12 protein-coding genes are annotated in these 18656 nt (G+C 73.4%); 10 read left to right on the top strand and 2 right to left on the bottom strand.

What is annotated here, in order from left to right:
• Positions 1–15 precede the first annotated feature (15 nt).
• The 4 genes from lanKC to ACH47Z_RS36715 all read left to right on the top strand — a co-directional run bounded on the left by lanKC (position 16) and on the right by ACH47Z_RS36715 (position 6372).
• Complete coding sequence (gene lanKC / locus ACH47Z_RS36730; RefSeq protein ID WP_399081636.1) at positions 16–2628, top strand: class III lanthionine synthetase LanKC; 2613 nt, start codon at positions 16–18, stop codon at positions 2626–2628.
• 36 nt (positions 2629–2664) lie between these two features.
• Positions 2665–2778 carry a SapB/AmfS family lanthipeptide gene (locus ACH47Z_RS36725; protein ID WP_399081634.1) on the top strand — a complete coding sequence of 38 codons (114 nt, stop codon included), beginning with the start codon at positions 2665–2667 and terminating at the stop codon, positions 2776–2778.
• A 142-nt stretch (positions 2779–2920) separates the two neighbouring features.
• Positions 2921–4651, top strand: coding sequence for an ABC transporter ATP-binding protein (locus ACH47Z_RS36720; RefSeq protein ID WP_399081632.1), 1731 nt, complete (start codon positions 2921–2923; stop codon positions 4649–4651).
• Complete coding sequence (locus ACH47Z_RS36715) at positions 4651–6372, top strand: ATP-binding cassette domain-containing protein (protein WP_399081630.1); 1722 nt, start codon at positions 4651–4653, stop codon at positions 6370–6372. Before ACH47Z_RS36720 ends, ACH47Z_RS36715 begins: the two co-directional genes overlap by 1 nt.
• 7 nt (positions 6373–6379) lie before the next feature.
• Here ACH47Z_RS36715 and ACH47Z_RS36710 read toward each other — a convergent pair whose 3' ends face one another.
• A complete protein-coding gene (locus ACH47Z_RS36710; RefSeq protein WP_399081628.1) occupies positions 6380–6988 on the bottom strand; it encodes a LuxR C-terminal-related transcriptional regulator in 609 nt (202 codons plus the stop codon).
• 379 nt (positions 6989–7367) lie between these two features.
• Between ACH47Z_RS36710 and ACH47Z_RS36705 the strand changes: the two genes are divergently transcribed.
• Positions 7368–9515, top strand: coding sequence for a SpoIIE family protein phosphatase (locus tag ACH47Z_RS36705; RefSeq protein ID WP_399081626.1), 2148 nt, complete (start codon positions 7368–7370; stop codon positions 9513–9515).
• A gap of 104 nt (positions 9516–9619) precedes the next feature.
• On the opposite strand, the gene ACH47Z_RS36700 is transcribed toward ACH47Z_RS36705, so the two are convergent.
• Positions 9620–11119 (bottom strand): S1 family peptidase, encoded by a 1500-nt coding sequence (locus ACH47Z_RS36700; protein ID WP_399081688.1) that lies wholly within the window; start codon positions 11117–11119, stop codon positions 9620–9622.
• A gap of 199 nt (positions 11120–11318) precedes the next feature.
• Between ACH47Z_RS36700 and ACH47Z_RS36695 the strand changes: the two genes are divergently transcribed.
• The 5 genes from ACH47Z_RS36695 (at position 11319) to ACH47Z_RS36675 (ending at position 18351) form a co-directional block, all read left to right on the top strand.
• Positions 11319–11732, top strand: coding sequence for a PaaI family thioesterase (locus ACH47Z_RS36695; RefSeq protein WP_399081624.1), 414 nt, complete (start codon positions 11319–11321; stop codon positions 11730–11732).
• 455 nt (positions 11733–12187) lie between these two features.
• The gene (locus ACH47Z_RS36690) at positions 12188–12403 is read left to right on the top strand and encodes a type A2 lantipeptide (protein WP_270080226.1); all 216 of its coding nucleotides are present in this window, start codon (positions 12188–12190) and stop codon (positions 12401–12403) included.
• A gap of 107 nt (positions 12404–12510) precedes the next feature.
• Complete coding sequence (locus ACH47Z_RS36685) at positions 12511–13314, top strand: HlyD family efflux transporter periplasmic adaptor subunit (RefSeq protein ID WP_399081622.1); 804 nt, start codon at positions 12511–12513, stop codon at positions 13312–13314.
• Complete coding sequence (locus tag ACH47Z_RS36680) at positions 13311–15533, top strand: NHLP family bacteriocin export ABC transporter peptidase/permease/ATPase subunit (RefSeq protein ID WP_399081620.1); 2223 nt, start codon at positions 13311–13313, stop codon at positions 15531–15533. The genes ACH47Z_RS36685 and ACH47Z_RS36680 overlap by 4 nt, the downstream gene beginning before the upstream one ends.
• Before the next feature lies 1 nt (position 15534).
• The gene (locus ACH47Z_RS36675) at positions 15535–18351 is read left to right on the top strand and encodes an NHLP bacteriocin export ABC transporter permease/ATPase subunit (protein WP_399081618.1); all 2817 of its coding nucleotides are present in this window, start codon (positions 15535–15537) and stop codon (positions 18349–18351) included.
• Positions 18352–18656: the final 305 nt, after the last annotated feature.

Genomic DNA, 18656 nt, shown 5'->3' with positions numbered 1-18656 from the left:
GAGGGCGGGAGGGGCATGGACAAGCGGTACGAGGTGTACGCGCTGGCCGACCGGCATTTCTACGACACGCCCGACCGGCTCTCGGCGGACGGGCGGGAACCCGCGCCGCTGTTCGCGACGGCGCGGCGCGCCGTCCCGGCCGGCTGGCACGCGGCCCGCTCCGGCGACTGGCTGATGCTGACCCCGCTCGGCGCGGACGGCGCGCCGCTGCCGGCGCCGGCCCAGGGCTGGAAGATCCACTCCTCGGCGACCGCGGCGAACGCGAACCGGATCGCGGAGATCGTGTGGGACTACTGCGTACCGCGCCGCATCCCGTTCAAGTTCGTGCCCGGCCCGCATCTGCTGCACCTGCGCAACGCCAAGTACGCGGGCCGCGACACCAGCGGCAAGTTCGTCACGCTGTACCCGGCGCACGAGGGGCAACTGCACGGGATACTAGGTGAGTTGGGAGCGCTGCTGGAGGGCTTCGACGGCCCGTACATCCTCACCGACCTGCGCTGGGGCGGCGGTCCGCTCTACGTCCGCTACGGCGCCTTCGCGCGGCGGTACGTCGTCGACGAGCGCGGCTCGCTGGTCCCGGCGGTCACCGACGGCGAGGGCACGCTGGTGCCGGACCGGCGGGCGCCGTCCTTCCAGGTCCCGGAGTGGGCGACCCTGCCGGAGTTCCTGCGCCCGCACCTCGAGGCCCGCAACACGACGACGGTCGGCGAGCTGCCGTACCGCATCGAGAAGGCGCTGCACTTCTCCAACGGCGGCGGGGTGTACGCCGGCACCGACACCCGGAACGGACGCCGGGTGGTGCTGAAGGAGGCCCGGCCGCACGCGGGGCTGGCCGCCGACGGCGCGGACGCGGTGGCCCGGCTGGAGCGGGAGAAGGCGGCGCTGGAGCGGGTCGCCGGGACCGGTGTGGTGCCCGAGGTGCGGGACTGGTTCCTGCTCGGCGAGCACCGCTTCCTGGTCATGGACCACCTGGCGGGCCGCCCGCTCAACTCCTACTTCGCCGAGCGGCATCCGCTGCTCACGCCCGACCCCGACCCGGCGGCGATCGCCGCGTACACGGCATGGGCCCTGCGCATCAACGCGGCGGTGGAGCGGGCGGTTTCGGCGGTGCACGCACGCGGGCTGGTCTTCAACGACCTGCACGTCTTCAACATCATGGTGGCCGAGGACGAACAGTCCGTGTACCTCATCGACTTCGAGGCCGCCGCCCCCGCCGAGGACAACGCCCGGCAGACCGTCGCCCATCCCGGCTTCTTCGCCCCGCCGGACCGGCGCGGCCCGGACGTCGACCGCTATGCGCTGGCCTGTCTGCGCCTGGCCCTGTTCCTGCCGGTCACCACCCTGTTCGTGGTGGACCGCGGCAAGGCGGCGCATCTCGCGGAGGTGATCGCCGAGCAGTTCCCGGACGTGCCGCGGGCCTTCCTGGACGAGGCCGTCGCGGAGATCACCCGGAACGCGGCGGGCGGACGGCGCGCCCGGCCGGCCCCGCCGGCGCTGCCCGGCGACTGGCCCCACAGCCGGGACTCGATGGTGAAGGCGATCCTCGCCTCCGCCACCCCGGAACGCGACGACCGCCTGTTCCCCGGTGACATCGCCCAGTTCACGGACGGCGGCGGCCTGGGCCTCGCGCACGGCGCGGCAGGCGTGCTGTACGCGCTGGAGGCCTCCGGGGCCGGCCGCTACGACGAGGGCGAGCGCTGGCTGCTCGACCGCACCGCACCGCCACCGCCCGGCACCCCGCTCGGCCTGTACGACGGCCTCGCGGGCGTCGCCCTGGTCCTGGACCAACTGGGCCACCGGCAGCGGGCGTTGGACCTGCTGGACGGCATCCTGCGGGAGAACTGGCGCAACCTCGCCTCCGATCTGCACGGCGGACTCGCGGGGCTGGGCCTGGTCCTCGGCCGGCTGGCGGACACCACGGGCGAGGCGGCGTTGCGGCACCACGCGACGGAGGCCGCCGAGATCCTCGTACGACGTCTCGCCGAACCGCTCCCGGACACCCCGCACCGCCGCGCCGGCCTGCTGCGCGGTGCGAGCGGTCCGGCGCTGTTCCTGCTCCGGCACCACGAGGAGACCGGCGAGGAGGCCTACCTGTCGGCGGCGGCCGAGGCGCTCCGCCGTGACCTGGACCGCTGTGTGACCCAGCAGGCGGGCGGCGGTCTGGAGGTGGACGAGGGCTGGCGGACGCTGCCGTACGTCGGCGACGGCAGCGCGGGCATCGGGCTGGTCCTCGACGACTTCCTGGCGCACCGGGAGAGCGAGGAGTTCGAGCGCGCGAGGGCCGGCATCCTCACGGCCGCCACGTCCCGCTTCTACGCCCAGCCCGGCCTCTTCCAGGGCCGCGCCGGAATGATCCTGCACCTCGCCCGCTCCACAGCCCCGGGCGCGACCGCGGACCGGCTGGAGCAGCAGATCACCGGGCTCGGCTGGTTCGCGATGGCCTACCAGGGCCAACTCGCCTTCCCCGGGCACCAGATGATGCGCCTGTCCATGGACCTCGCCACCGGTACGGCAGGCTGCCTGCTCGCGCTCGCCGCGGCCCGCGACGACGCCGGCACCGCGCACCTGCCCTTCCTGCCGCCGCTCCCGGCGGCCCGCACACGCGGCTCCGCACGGACGGAGCCGTGATCCAACCCCCGTCCCCAAGAAGGAAAGGACACCATCATGGCACTGCTCGACCTGCAGACCCTCGCGTCCGAGGAGCACGACGGCGGCGGCGCGAGCACCCTGAGCCTGCTCTCCTGCGTCTCCGCCGCGAGCGTTCTGCTCTGTCTCTGACCGAGCCGGTGGCACCACGGCTCCGGACGACCCCTCTCCACGTGGGAGGGGCCGTCCGGGGCCAGCGGGACCGGCAGCCGGGAGAGGGCGTTTACCGACTCCCGGTCATCCCTTCCGACCGAGCGAGCGAGGCGGCGGCCCGATGAACTCCCGCCCTGACAGCGCCACTTCGGCGGCCGGTCGCGCCCTGTCCCACGCGGTGCTGCGGCAGGGCCGGGCCCGCTGTGCGGCGCTGTGCGCCGTGAGTACGGCGGCCACGGCGGCCGGCCTGCTGCTGCCGGCCCTCCTCGGCCACACTCTCGACCTCCTCCTGGACCGCGCCCCGGCCGCCCGCTGGGTCGGCGCCTGTGCCGGCGTGGTCCTGCTGCTCGCCCTGCTGGACGGCTGCGCGGGCGTGCTCACCGGCACGGCCGGCGCGCACGCCACCGCATGGCTGCGCCGCCGCCTCATCGGACATGTCCTGGCCCTGGGCCCGCGCGCGACGGCCCGGTTCGGCGCCGGGGACCTGGTGGCGCGCTGGGTCGGCAACGCCGCGCAGGCCGGGACGGCGCCGGGCGCGCTGGCCGCGCTGCTCTCCGCACTCGCCGGGCCGGTCGGCGGTGTGGTGGCGCTCGGCCTCATCGACCCGTGGCTGGCGGCGGTGTTCCTCGCTGGGGCACCGGTCCTGGCCCTGCTGCTGCGCGCCTTCGCCCGGGACACGACGGCGTGCGTGGCCGAATACCAGCGCGTGCAGGGCCGGATCGCCACGGCGCTCGCGGAGGCGATCGGCGGCTCCCGGACGATCCGGGCGGCGGGCGTGGCGGACCGGGAGACGGCCCGCATCCTGGCGCCGCTGCCCGAACTGTCGCGCGTCGGACACCGCATGTGGCGGGTGCAGGGGCGGGCCGCGGCGCAGGCGGTCACCGTGGCACCGCTGCTGAACCTGGTCGTGCTGGCGGTGGCCGGGCTGCTGCTGGCCCGGCACCGGCTGTCGGTCGGCGACATGCTGGCCGCCTCGCGGTACGCGGTGCTCGCGACGGGCGTCGGCGCGCTGGTCGGACAGCTCGCCGCACTCGCCCGGGCCCGCGCGGCGACCGCCCGCCTGGCCGAGGTGACGGCGGAACCCCGCCCGGATCACGGCACCCGCCGACTGCCGCCGGGCCCCGGCCGGCTGGAGCTACGAGCGGTGACCGCGATCCGCGGCGGCCGCACCGTCCTGGACGGACTGGACCTGACCATCCCGGGCGGTACGACCCTGGCCCTCGTCGGCCGCTCCGGCACCGGAAAGTCCCTGCTCGCCGAGGTGGCCGGCCGGCTCGCCGACCCGGACGCCGGCGAGGTCCTGCTCGACGGCGTCCCGCTGCGCGACCTCACCCACGACGAACTGCGCCGCGCCGTCGCCTACGCCTTCGAACGCCCCGCCCTGCTCGGTACGACGATCGAGGACACCCTCTCCTTCGGACTCACCGCCCGGTCACCGGCCGTCGTCGGCGCGGCCGCGCGGCGCGCCCAGGCCGACGACTTCGTCCGCCGCCTTCCCGACGGCTACGCGACCCGCACCGCCGACGCCCCCCGCTCCGGCGGCGAGTCCCAACGCCTGGGCCTCGCCCGCGCCTTCGCTCGCGGCGCCCGCCTGCTGATCCTCGACGACGCCCTGTCCAGCCTCGACACGGTCACGGAACACCGCATCACCCAGACCCTGTTCACCCCCGCCCCGACCGAGACCCGCCTCCTGATCGCCCACCGCCCGACCACAGCGGCCCACGCCGACCACGTCGCCTGGCTGCACGCCGGCCGCGTCCGCGCCCTGGGCACCCACGAGGAGCTGTGGCGGGAGGCGGAGTACCGGGCGGTGTTCGGCGAGGTCGCCGGTGCGAGGGAGGCACGGAGCTGATGGATGTGCCGGACGGACGCCCGCAGCGCCTACGGACCCGGGCGGCCCGGTTCCTGCGGATGCGCCGGCGGGTGCTCCTGCACCTCGGCGCCTGGTCGGTGCTGGAGGCGGGGCAGACCTTCCTCGCCGGGTACGCCCTCGCGCGGGCGCTGGACGACGGGTTCCTCGCCGGTGACGTACGGACCGGCCTGCTGTGGCTGGGGGCGGCGGGGCTCGCCGTGTGTGCCGGGGCGTACGGGACCGGCCGGGTGTACGGCGTGGTCGCCGCGCTGGTCGAGCCGGCCCGGGACCGGCTGGTGACGACGGTGGTCGGGCGCGGGGTGCGGGAGGCGGACACGGGGGCGCTGTCCGGGCTCACCCAGCAGGTGGAACTGGCCCGGGACACGCTCGCCGGTGTGGTCATGGTGTCGCGTTCGTTCCTGTTCACCGCCGCCGGCGCCCTGATCGGCCTGTTCTCGCTGGCCCCGCTGCTCCTGGTCGTCGTCCTGCCCCCGCTGCTGGCCGGGACGGCCCTGTTCGCGGCCACGCTCCGGCCGCTGGCCCGCCGCCAGGAGGCGTTCCTCACGGCCGACGAGGCACTGGCCCAGGAACTGGGCACGCTGTGCCCGGGGCTCAGGGACGTCACGGCGTCCGGGGCCGAGGAGCGGGTCGCGGCGGACGTCGGCGAACGGATCGACACCGAACTGCGCACCGCCCGCGCCCTGGCCCACTGGAGCGTGACCCGCACGGCGGCACTGACCGTCGGCGGCGAACTGCCCGTGGTCCTGCTCCTGCTCACCACGCCCTGGCTCCTGGCCCACGGCGTGACCCCGGGCGCCCTGGTAGGCGCACTGGCCTACGTCACCCAGTCCCTCCTCCCGGCCCTCCAGAACCTGGTCCACGGCCTGGGCACGAGCGGCTCCCGCCTGACGGTCGTACTGCGCAGACTGACCCGCGCGCCAAAGGGGCGCGCACAACGACCCCGTAGCCGCCAACCGGCCGCAACTCCCCCTCCCTCAGGCGCACCCGCCCTCACCCTCACCTCCCTCACCTTCGCCTACGGCCCCGCCGGCGAACCGATCCTCAACGGCCTCGACCTCACCCTCCCCACCGGCGCCCACCTGGCCGTCGTAGGCCCCAGCGGCATCGGAAAGTCAACACTCACCGGACTGGTCGCCGGTCTGCTCACCCCACAGCACGGCACGATCCACGTGCACGGCCATCCCGTCCCCGCGCCGCAGGCAACCGTCCTGATCCCCCAGGAGGCCTACGTCCACGGCGGCACCCTCGCCGAGAACCTGTCCCTCTTCCGCGAGGACCCCGTACCGGAAGCCGAACTGCTGGCCGTGGCCGAGACCGTCGGCCTCACCCCCCTGCTGCACAGGCTGGGCGGACCCGACGCACCGGTCGACCCAGCGGCGCTCTCCGCCGGCGAGCGGCAGCTCATCGCGCTGACCAGGGCCTACCTCTCCCCCGCCCCGCTCGCCCTGCTGGACGAGGCGACCTGCCATCTCGACCCGGAGGCGGAGGCGCGTGCCGAGCGGGCCTTCGCCGCGCGGCCGGGCGGGACGCTGCTGGTCGTCGCCCACCGGATCAGCTCCGCCCTGCGCGCCGAACGGATCCTGGTCATGGACGGCGCGCGCACCGCCTGCGGCACCCACGACGACCTGCTGCGCACCTCGGCCCTCTACCGGCAGCTGACCACCGGCTGGACACCACACCAGACGCCCCTCGCCCGGTAGACCGTGGTCACAGCCACCCCTCCCCCCGAGATATGCGAATGGCGTCGATCCGGTTCCGCGCACCCGTCTTGCGGGTGATCGACGCCATGTAGTTGCGGACCGTGCCGTGGGACAGATGCAGGCTCCCGGCGATCTCCGCGATCGAGGCGCCGCCGGCCGCGAGCGAGAGCACGCTCAGCTCGCGTCTCGTCAGTGGCATCTGCGCGGCCTTGAGGAAACCGAAGCCCAGTGAGGCATCGACGAAACGTTCCCTCGCGGCGACGCTGCGAATGGCCCGCAGCAGCCGGTCCGGCGAGCCGGCCTTGTCGACGAAGCCGAGGGCGCCCGCCTCGGCGGCCCGCTTCAGCTCGCCCGGCCGGTTCGCGTGGGCCAGCACCACCAGCGCCGGCGGCCGGCCCCCGGCACGCGCGGGGGACAGATCGCCGAGCGGGGGTATGCCATGGCCGTCGGCGCAGTCCAGGTCCGCCGCGCACACGTCCGGGGACGACGACCGTATCCGCGCCCCCGCACCCCGCCACGGCGTGTCGTCCACGGCCAGCCCGGGCTCCCGGCCCAGCCACTCCGCCAGGACCGATCGCACCAGACACGCGTCGTGCACCAGTAGTACCCGGATCACTGCCCCGCCCCCTCGCAGGTCGTCGTACGCCGTACGCTCGCGCCGCCCGTGCCGTCGCGGCCGGTCGGCCCTCCCCTCGTCACACGCCTTTCCGGCCCGTGGTCCACGGCCGGGAAAGCGCCTGCCCATTCTTGGGCGCGTCTCTCGTTCGCGGGCGCGGAGAATCGGCCATCAGGGTGCGCGGGGGCGCACGCGGAGCGCCCGTACGCCGCCCGCGCATCCGATACCTCTGGCCATAGGTCGGCACAGGTGGGGTGTCCAGCGGCTCCGCCGCGGCCGCACCCTGCCCGCGCCGGAGCGCTCGCCGTGCGCGGCGCGCCCCCGCGAGGGAATCTGGTCCCCGGGGGCGCGACGCGCGGCCGTGCGAGGAGGTGGTGGCGTGTCCGACGGGCCAGGGGCAGGGCCTGGACCGGCACCGCCGGCCATCGGAGCGGCGACCGCCCAGCCGGTGCTGTCGCTCGCCCTGGCTTCGATGCTCGAGGAGGTGCACGCGCACTCCGGCGCGGTGTATCTGCTCCGGCCCGACCAGCCGGTCCTGGAGATGTCGGTGCACGCGGGCATGCCCCGGGCGTTCGCGGCGCCGTGGGAGCGGGTCGGGCTGAGCGCACCGATCCCGGTCGCGGACGCGGCGCGCGAGCGGCGGCTGGTGTGGGTGGGCAGCGAGGAGGCGATGGCCAGCCGCTATCCGCGGATCGCGGTGGTGCTGCCGTACCCGTTCGCGCTGGCCGCGATGCCCGTGGCAACCCAGAGCCGGGTGTACGGCGCGGCGTACGTGACCTGGCCGGGCGCGCATCCGCCGGAGCTGTCGGACCGGGAGCGAGCGCATCTGACGGCGGCCTGCGACCGGCTGGCGCTGCGGCTGGAACGGGCCGCGGCGGAGAACCGGCCGCTCGGCCCCGAGGCAGATGTGCTGCCGGTGCCGGCACCGGCCGTGGCGGAGACGCTGGGCACGGTCGAGGCGGTGCGGATGGTGTCCCGGCTGCCGTACGGGCTGCTGTCGCTGGATCTGCACGGCCGGATCGGGTTCGTCAACGCGGCCGCCGCCGAGCTGCTCGGCAGACCGGCCGCGGAGCTGCTCGGGACGCCGCCGTGGGTGTCGGTGCCCTGGCTCAACGACCCGATGTACGAGGACCGTTACCGGGCGGCGCTGATCAGCCAGCAGGTCACGTCCTTCGTGGCGATGCGCCCGCCGGGCGAGTGGCTGTCGTTCCGGATGCATCCCAGTACGACCGGGCTGACCGTGCGCATCACCCGGGCCCGGGCGATGGCGGACATGGCGCCCGGGGCCGTGCGGCCCGGTCCGGCGCCGTCCCGGCTGGTGACGATCTCCCAGGTGCTGAGCCTCGCGGGCGCGCTGACCGAGGCGGTGGGTGTGCAGGACGTGGTGCAGCTGGTGTGGGACGAGGTGACCCCGGCGGTCGGCGGCCAGGCGATGGTGCTCCTCGGCTCGCAGGGCGGGCGGCTGCATGTGCTGGGGCACCGGGGCTACGACGACCCGCATGTCGTAGAGCGGTTCGACGGGCTGCCGCTGACCGAGCGCACCCCGGGCACCCATGCGCTGACCAGCGGGGTGCCCGCGTTCTTCGACTCGCGGGAGCAGCTGGAACGGCTGTATCCGGGCCGCCAGGAGACCCCGGACGGCTTCGAGGCCTGGGCGTATCTGCCGCTGATCGCGTCCGGACGGCCGGTGGGCACGTGTGTGCTGGCGTACGCCGAGCCGCATGTCTTCCCCGCCGACGAGCGGGCCGTGCTGACCTCCCTCGGCGGGCTGATCGCGCAGGCGCTGGAGCGGGCCCGGCTCTACGACGCCAAACACCGCCTGGCGCACGGTCTCCAGCAGGCCCTGCTGCCGAGTTCGCTGGTACCGCCGCCGGGCATCGAGGCGGCCGCCCGTTATCTGCCGGCCACGCACGGCATGGACATCGGCGGCGACTTCTACGACCTGGTGCCGACGCTGCCGTTGACGGCGGCCGTGATCGGGGACGTCCAGGGGCACAACGTGACGGCGGCGGGGCTGATGGGGCAGATCCGTACCGGGGTGCGGGCGTACACCACGGTCGGGCAGGCGCCGCACGAGGTGATGAGCAGCACCAACCGGCTGCTGATCGACCTCGGTGCCGAACTGTTCGCCAGCTGTCTGTACTTGCGGCTGGATCCGGCGCGCGGGCGGGCCGTGATGGCGCGGGCGGGGCATCCGCCGCCGCTGCTGAGGCGGCCGGACGGGCGGGTGCGGGTGCTGGACCTGGCCGGCGGTCCGCTGCTCGGGATCGACGCGGCCGCCGTGTATCCGACGACCGAGGTGTCCCTCGCGCCCGGTTCGGTCCTGGTCCTGTACACCGACGGTCTGGTGGAGTGCCCCGGCGTCGACATCGAGGACGCGCTGGTCGACCTCGGCGGGCTGCTGTCGGAGGTCGGCGACCAGCCGCTGGAGCGGCTGGCGGACGAGGTCGTACGGCACAGCGCCGGCGTGCGGGGTCGGGTGGACGACGTGGCGGTGCTGCTGCTGCGGGCCTGCGCCGCCCCCTGAGGCATGCGGCGGGTCCGGCCCTCCCGCCGGAGGGCCGGACCCTGTCCCCGCCGGCCGGGAACCGCGGGTGAGGCCGGTCGGGGAGCGTGGATGAGCCTTTCGGCTCAGTGCCGGGACGACTTGTGGTGGTGCCCGGAGCTGTTGCCGGACTGAGCGCTGCCACTGCCGGACTGGGTGCCGACGCCGCTGCCGGACTGGTTACCGGTGCCGCTGCCGGACGGGTCGGTGGCCGAGGCGGACGGGTCGGTGGCGGAGGCGGAGGGGTCGGTGGCGGAGGCGGAGGGGTCGGTGGCCGAGGCGGAGGGGTCGGCGCTGCCGCCGATCTGGTCACCGGCTCCGGCGCCTGACGGGTCGGTCGCGGAGGCCGACGGGTCGGCGGAGCCGGACTGGTCGCCCGCGCCGTTGCCGGCGTTGGCACCGTTACCCGCGTTGCCCGCGTTGCCGCCGTTGCCCGCGTTGCCGCCGTTGCCCAGCGTCGCGCCGGTGGCCTGGAGGGCGGCGGTGACCGGCTGGAAGAAGGTCTCGCCGCCGCTGGTGCAGTCGCCGCTGCCGCCGGAGGTGAGGCCGACCGCGCCGCCGTCCTGGGTGAACAGGGAGCCGCCACTGTCGCCGGCCTCGGCGCACACGTTGGTCTGAATGAGGCCGTTGACGGTGTCGGTGCCGCCCGGGACGGTCTCGCTCGCGAAGTTCACGGTGGCGTCGAGGCCGGTGACCTGGCCGTTGTGCAGGCCGGTGGTCGAACCCATACGGAAGACGGTCTCACCGACGGTGGCGTCGGCGGCCTGGGTGATCTGCACGGTCTGGCCGTTGCCGGCGTTGACCGTGCTGGACGTCTGAGTGGTCTTGTCGTTGTACTTGACGAGCGAGAAGTCGTTGCCGGGGAACTTGGCCTGGTCCACGGTGGCGATGGGCTGGCCGTTCTGGGAGTCGGACCAGTCCTTGGCGGCGACCCCGCAGTGACCGGCAGTCAGGAAGGCGGGGCTGCCGTCGGCGGCGGTGACGTTGAAGCCGAGGGAGCAGCGCACGCCGCCCTGCTGGGTCTGGGCGAAGATGGCGTCGCCGCCCGCGACGAAGGTCTTGAAGCTGCCGGCGGACTTCTTCAGGGTCGCCATGCCGGAGCCGAGGCTCTGCACGGTCGACTGCAGTCTGTTCCACTTGGCGCCGGTGACGGTGGAGTCGGCGGTGACGAGGACCTTGTTGGTGCGCGGGTCGATCGCCCACGAGGTGCCGGGGATCGTCGCCCTGGTCTTCAGCGTCCCGGCGGCGGCCTTGAGCGCGCCGGTGCTGTTCTTCACCTGGCGGACGACCGCGCCCGCGTTCTTGGCCTGGACGATCAGGTTGTTGTCGCCGTTGACCACGTTCACGACCAGCTGCTGCTTGCCGCTGTCGAAGTACGACCCCGCGAAGGCCTGGCCGAGAATCTTCTGGAGCTGGGCGGAAAGACCCGAGGCCTCCGAGGCCTTCAGGGTCCGCGCGGTGCCGAGGGTGCCCGCCGCGTTCGTGTCGTTCTTGTCCTGGGAGGCGTTGGCGTTGGGCAGCAGAAGGGCCGCCGCTCCGAGCGCCGCGACACCGCCCACCGCTATCGCTGCCTTGCGCTTGGGCATTCGCTTGTGACTCAAACTTCTCGACCTCCTGGGGACGGGGGCCTGCCGCTCATCGGCAGTTCGTATCGGGGCGCCTGGATGGCCGTACGTACGCACCGGGCGCGCGCCGTGTTCAAACCGGGGGCGCAACTTCCGCCTGGGGCAGGCGAATCGGCCACGGTGCGCGTGGCGTGACGGGCGGCCGGGAACAATCCGCCATATGACGATGACCACCGCCGAAGCCGACAAGATCCTCTCCGCCAACTTCGCACCCTGGGTGCTCGAGCTCGGGCTGACGGTCGAAGGGATCGGCGGGGACCGGGCCCTGCTGCGTCTGCCCTGGTCCGAGCGGCTGGCGCGGGAGGGCGGCGGGCTGTCGGGGCAGGCGCTGCTGGCGGCCGCCGACACGGCGACGGTGATCGCGGTGTCGGCCGCGCGGGACGCCTTCGTGCCGATGACGACGGTGCAGCAGTCGATGTCGTTCCAGCGGCCGGTGACCGGTGCGGATGTCCTGATCGAAGCGGTCCTGACGAAGCTGGGCCGCCGGATGGCGTTCGCGGACATCACGCTGACCGACGCCGATTCGGGCGCGCTGGCCGCCCGCGCGAGCACGGTCTATGCGATTCTGGGCTGACACGGTCCGCTACTGATCAGTAACGGACCGTTCCCGACGCTTAGCGGAATCCCAGCTTCAGGGAATCTCCACATCGAATACCCAGACGGGTCACCGCCGTCGGCGGATCTGCACATCCTCACGCCCCCCGGGCACGCGTTTGGCGCGGAGTGCCGGATTCGCCACCGGCGACGCAATAGCACGGACGCGACGATGCCGCGCGGCTTGTGAAGGAGTCGCCGACAAGCCGTGCGCACGCCTGCACGGATGACCCCGTTCCCCGGCCAAGTGCCCTGGTGAGCGCGTTGATTGATTGGATGCGCGCCCCGTGTGCGTGCTTTGATCCATCGCACCGCAGGGTCGCTGCGGGCTCCCGGGCCACGGGAGCCGCCGGCCCGCGGTCGCGGCGTCCCGTCTGTCCCCAGAGGGGGCCGCTCCCCCCTTGTGAAATATCCATCAGGAAGGGAAGTTCCATCATGAACTCCACCCCCCAGGTTGAGACCGTCGAGATCTCGGACGCCGAGCTGGACAACGTCTCCGGCGGTCTTTCCGTGAACACCCTCAACACCGTGACGGGCGCCGTGAACGGCATCGCCCCGGTTTCCGGCCTGGTCAACACCGTCGTCGGCACCGCCGAGGGTGTCACCGGCCTGAACGTTGCGCCGGTCACCAACCTGGTCGCCGGTCTCTGATCGCACCCAGGTGTCACCGAAGTCCCGGAGCCGTTTCCCGGCCCCGGGGCTCTCGGGTGCCCGTCTCCCTGTCGTAACACCGTCTCTCCTCGGGTGAGGGAAGTCCCGTGCAGTTCCGCCAACAGGCCCTCGCCAAGCTCCAGTCGCCGGAAGAGCTGGACCTTCCGGTGCGCCTGGCCCGTCCGCAGGGCTGGCTCGCGCTGGGGGTCACCGTCGTCGTCATGGCGGCGGCCTCCGTCTGGGCGGTGACCGGTTCGGTCGCCTCCACGGTCGGCGCGCCCGCCATCCTCACCCACGGGCAGGGCAGTTACCTCCTGCAGAGCCCCGTGTCGGGCCAGGTCACCGCCGTTCTCGCGCAGCAGGGCCAGCGGCTGCCCGCGAACGCGCCGGTCCTCAAGGTCCGTACCACGCAGGGCAATTCGGTCGTCCGCACGGTCGCCGCGGGCCGCGTCACCGCGCTCGCCGCCACCATCGGGCAGATCATCCAGACCGGCGCCGATGTCGCCGCCGTGGAGAAGGTCGCCCACGCCGCCGACCCGCTGTACGCGACCGTGTACGTCCCCGCCGAGAACGCCGCCGCCATCCCGGCGCACGCCTCCGTGGACCTCACCGTGTCCTCGGTGCCGACCCAGACGTACGGCGTGCTGCGCGGCGAGGTGAAGTCGGTGGACCGCGAGGCGCAGTCCGCCCAGTCGATCGCCGCGTTCCTCGGAGACAGCCAGCTCGGCGAGCAGTTCACCCGCAAGGGCCGCCCGGTGGCCGTCACGGTCGCCCTCGACACGTCGGCGACGAAGAGCGGTTACCGCTGGTCCACCTCCGACGGGCCGCCGTTCGGGCTGGACTCGATGACCCTCGCCTCCGCCTCGGTCAAGCTGACCGACCAGCGTCCGATCGATTGGCTGCTGCCGTGAGCACGACCCAGGAGACCCGCGGCCGCAGACGCGCCGCCCCGGCCAAGCGGCCGGTCCCCAAGCCCCGCGGCGGCACGGTCCGCACCCCCACCGTGCTCCAGATGGAGGCCGTCGAGTGCGGCGCCGCCTCCCTCGCGATGGTCCTCGGCCACTACGGCCGGCACGTGCCGCTGGAGGAGCTGCGCATCGCCTGCGGTGTCTCCCGCGACGGCTCGCGCGCCTCCAACCTCCTCAAGGCCGCGCGGAGTTACGGCCTGACGGCCAAGGGCATGCAGATGGACCTGGCCGCCCTCGCCGAGGTCGCGGCGCCGGCCATCCTCTTCTGGGAGTTCAACCACTACGTCGTCTACGACGGCATGGGCCGCCGCTTCGGCCGGCGCGGGGTGTACATCAACGACCCCGCCAAGGGCCGCCGGTTCGTGCCCATGGAGGAGTTCGACGGCAGCTTCACCGGTGTGGTGCTGGTGCTGGAGCCCGGCGACGGCTTCAGCAAGGGCGGGCGCCGGCCGGGCGTGCTCGGCGCGATGCCGGCCCGGCTGCGCGGCACCGCGGGCACCCTGCCCGCCGCCGTCCTGGCCAGCCTGCTGCTGGTCGCGGTCGGCGCCGCCACGCCCGCGCTCAGCCGCACCTACATCGACAAGTTCCTCATCGGCGGCCAGACCTCGCTGCTCGGCGTGCTGTTCGCCTCGATGGCCACCTGCGTGCTGCTCACCCTGGTGCTGACCTGGCTCCAGCAGGCCAACCTGCTGCACGGCCGGATCATCTCCTCCACCCTGTCCAGCGCCCGCTTCCTGCGCCACCTGCTGCGGCTGCCGGTCACGTTCTTCGCCCAGCGCTCCCCCGCCGACCTGGTCCAGCGCCTGCAGTCCAACGACCAGGTCGCCGAGACCCTCGCCCGCGACCTCGCGGCGGCCGGCGTGGACGCGATCGTCGTCGTCCTGTACGCCGTGCTGCTCTACACCTACGACCCGCAGCTGACCTTCGTCGGCATCGGCGTGGCCCTGCTCAACGTGGTCGCCATGCGGCTGGTCGTACGGCTGCGGGCGACGCGTACGGCGAAGCTGCGCGCGGACACGGCACGGCTCACGAACACCTCGTACACCGGTCTTCAGCTGATCGAGACGATGAAGGCGACCGGCGGCGAGGACGGCTACTTCCGCAAGTGGGCCGGGCAGCACGCCACCACGCTGGAGGAGCAGCAGCGGCTCGGGGTGCCGAGCGCGTGGCTCGGGGTGGTGGCGCCGACGCTGGCCACGTTCAACAGCGCGCTGATCCTGTGGATCGGCGGCATGCGCGCGGTCGAGGGGCACATCTCGGTCGGTCTGCTGGTCGCGTTCCAGGCGCTGGTGGCCCGGTTCACCGCCCCGCTCACCCGGCTCAACGGCGTGGCGGGCCGCATCCAGGACTTCGCGGCCGACGTGGCCCGGCTGAAGGACGTGGAGAACTTCCAGGCCGACCCGCTCTACGCCCGCCCCGGCGGCGCCGACTCCACGCGCCGGCTGCAGGGGCACGTCGAGCTGGAGAACGTCACCTTCGGCTACAGCCCGCTGGACAAGCCGCTGCTGAGTGGCTTCGACCTGATCGTCGGCCCCGGGCAGCAGGTGGCGCTGGTCGGCGGCTCGGGCAGCGGCAAGTCGACGGTGTCCCGGCTGATCTCCGGCCTGTACGCCCCCTGGGACGGGGTGATCCGCATCGACGGCCGCCGGCTGGAGGACATCCCGCGCGGGGCGCTGGCCTCCTCGGTCTCCTTCGTGGACCAGGAGGTCTTCCTCTTCGAGGGCTCGGTCCGCGACAACGTGGCCCTGTGGGATCCGTCGATCCCTGACGAGGCCGTGGTGGAGGCGCTGAAGGACGCGGCCCTGTACGACGTCGTGATGCGCCGCCCCGGCGGCATCCACAGCAGGGTCGAGCAGGACGGCCACAACTTCTCCGGCGGTCAGCGCCAACGCCTGGAGATCGCACGGGCGTTGGTGCGCCGGCCCAGCATCCTGGTGCTGGACGAGGTGACCAGCGCGCTGGACGCGGAGACCGAGCTGGTCGTGATGGACAACCTGCGCCGGCGCGGCTGTGCCTGTGTGGTGATCGCGCACCGGCTGAGCACGGTCCGCGACAGTGACGAGATCGTCGTACTCCAGCACGGCACGGTCGTCGAACGCGGGCGGCACGAGGAGCTGGTGGCGCACGGCGGCGCGTACGCCGCGCTGGTCAGGGAGCGGTGAGATGACGACCGTCAGCGAAGGCGACCTCGTGCTCGGTGCCCTGGGGTCCATGGGCACCCGCATCGACTGCGCCGGCTTCAACCGCGTCGACCTGGAAGGCCCGCAGGTGCTGTGGCTGGTCGCGGCCGGCGCCCTGGACCTGTTCGCGGTGGACGCCGCCCAGCAGGGCCACTGGCACCACCTCGGCCGGCTGGAGGCGGGCACCCTGCTGCTCGGCCCGGTCGCGGGGCCCCAGCACACCCTCGTGGCCCGCCCGGTGCGGGACTGCGTGGTGCACCGGATCAACCTGCGCGAGCTGTACCAGCCCGCCAACACCCAGACCTGGTCGTACGACGAGTACGGCAACCCGCAGTACGTCCCGCCCGCCACCAGCCCGCTGGAGTACGCGGTCGCGCTCGGCGTCGGCCGTGGCCTGTCCGTCCTGTTCCAGGCGCCGATGGCCGAGGACCGGTCCCAGGCGCCCACCGACGACGACGTGTTCTGGATGCAGGTGCCGCCGGGCAGCGTGCAGTACGGCTCGCTGTACGGCGCGGAGGCCGCCGCCGATCTGCTGATGGACCCGGCGCTGTGGCAGTCCATGGTGGACCAGCAGTACCGGCTGCTCACCGCGCTGGACCGGTGGATCGAGCAGCTGGAGCGCAGCCACGAGACCCGTGCCGCCGCCGGGATCAAGGCCGGTGAGGACGTCCGCGCCCAGGCCGACCGGACGCTGCTCGCCTCCATCGGCAAGCGCTCGGCCCGCCGCACCACGGCCGCCGACGCGGACGCCGGGTACGCGGCCTGCAAGCTGGTCGCCGAGGCGGCCGGGATCAAGCTGGCCGAGCCCGCGCAGAGCGGCACCGAGAGCGAACGCCTCGACCCGGTGGAGCGCGTGGCGCTCGCCTCCCGGGTGCGCACCCGGGCCGTGCGGCTCCAGGGGCGCTGGTGGCGGGAGAACGTGGGCCCGTTGGTCGGGCACCGGGCGCTGTCCGGGGCTCCGGTCGCGCTGATGTGGCGGCGCGGCGGCTATGTGGCCGTCCATCCGGGCACCGGGCGCGAGACGCCGATCGAGAAGGCGAACGCGGAGGAGTTCGAGCCGCGTGCGGTGATGTTCTACCGGCCGCTGCCCGACAAGGCGCTCTCGCCGCTCGGCCTGCTGCGCTTCAGCCTCCAGGGCACCCGCGGTGACCTGCTCAGCCTGCTGCTGGCCGGGCTGGTGACGGTGGCGATCGGCGCACTGGTGCCGGTCGCGACCGGCAAGGTGCTCGGCGAGTACGTGCCGAAGGCGCAGTCGGGCCTGATCGTCCAGGTGTGCCTGGCCGTGATGGTGAGCGGCGTGGTGGCGGCGGCGTTCACGCTGCTGGAGAACCTGTCCATCCTGCGTCTGGAGGGCCGGATCGAGGCCGCGCTCCAGCCCGCCGTGTGGGACAGGCTGCTCAGGCTGCCCACCCGGTTCTTCACCCAGCGCTCCACCGGCGAGCTGGCCAGCGCCGCCATGGGCATCAGCGCGATCCGCCGGCTGCTGGCGGGCGTCGGCCCGGTGGTCGCGCAGTCGGTGACGGTCGGCGCGATGAACCTCGGCATGCTGTTCTGGTACAGCCCGGCGATGGCCTTGGCGGCGCTCGGCATGCTCGTCGTCATCGCGGCCGTGTTCCTCGGGCTCGGGCTGTGGCAGGTGCGCTGGCAGCGGCGGCTGGTGACGCTCGGCAACAAGCTGAACAACCAGGCCTTCCAGACCCTGCGCGGCCTGCCCAAGCTGCGGGTGGCGGCCGCCGAGAACTACGCCTACGCCGCCTGGGCGCGGGAGTTCGCACACAGCCGGGAACTGCAGCAGAAGGTCGGCCGGATCAAGAACCTCACCACGGTGCTGGGCGCGGTCTATCTGCCGATCGTCACGCTGCTGATGTTCATGCTGCTGGCGGGCCCGGCGAGGGGCGCGATGTCGGCGGCGGACTTCCTCACCTTCAACACCTCGGTGACGATGGTGCTGACCTCGGTCACCCAGCTGACCGGCGCCTTCGTCTCGGCGGTGGCCGCGCTGCCGCTGTTCGAGGAGATCAGGCCGGTCTTCGAGGCGCTGCCCGAGGTGCGCACGTCGAGCACCCGGCCGGGCCCGCTGTCGGGTGCGCTGGAGGCCCGGCGCCTCTCCTTCCGGTACGCCGACGACGGCCCGCTCGTCCTCGACGACGTGTCCTTCGCCATCCGGCCGGGCGAGTTCGTCGCGGTCGTCGGCCCGAGCGGCTGCGGCAAGTCCACGCTGCTGAGGCTGCTCATCGGCTTCGACAAGCCGGTCTCCGGCAGCGTCCTGTACGACGGCCAGGACCTGGCGGCGCTCGACCAGTCGGCGGTGCGCCGCCAGTGCGGCGTCGTGCTCCAGCACGCCCAGCCGTTCACCGGCTCCATCCTGGACGTCATCTGCGGCACCGAGCCGTACACGCCGGAGGAGGCCATGGCGGCGGCCGAGATGGCGGGACTCGCGGAGGACATCAAGCGGATGCCGATGGGCCTGCACACGATCGTCGCCGGAAACGGCGCGATCTCCGGCGGCCAGCGCCAGCGCCTGATGATCGCCCAGGCCCTCATCCGGCGCCCGCGGATCCTCTTCTTCGACGAGGCCACCAGCGCCCTGGACAACGACACCCAGCGCATCGTCATCGACAGCACCCGCAAGCTGAACGCCACCCGGGTCGTCATCGCGCACCGGCTGTCCACGGTGCTGGACGCCGACCGGGTGATCGTGATGGAGGACGGCAAAGTGGTCCAGCAGGGCAGCCCGGCCGAACTGCTCGCCGACACCGGGGGCCGGCTGCACGAGCTGGTGCGCAGGCAGCTGGCCTAGTCCTTCTCTTCCGTCTCGTCCGTCTCTCCCGTCCGGTGGTGGGACGGCGTCCAGTGGTGCTCGACGAACCAGCGGCCGAACAGGGCACCGCCGTAGATGACGAACCCGACGCCGATCAGCCATGACTCGACGACGAGGACGGTGCCGACCGCGCCGTAGCTGAGCGCGTTGGTGACGATCAGCGGGGTGAAGACGAGGTAGGAGAAGGCCCGCAGGCCGACGAGGCCGAGGACGGTGGCGATGGCGCCCGGCAACAGGGCACGCCAGTGGACCTGGCCGCCCAGCAGGAAGCGCTGCCCCCACCA

Origin of the sequence: Streptomyces sp. NPDC020192 (assembly GCF_044388685.1) — a bacterium.
GTDB lineage: Bacteria > Actinomycetota > Actinomycetes > Streptomycetales > Streptomycetaceae > Streptomyces.
This window is presented reverse-complemented; position numbering and strand designations above follow the sequence as displayed.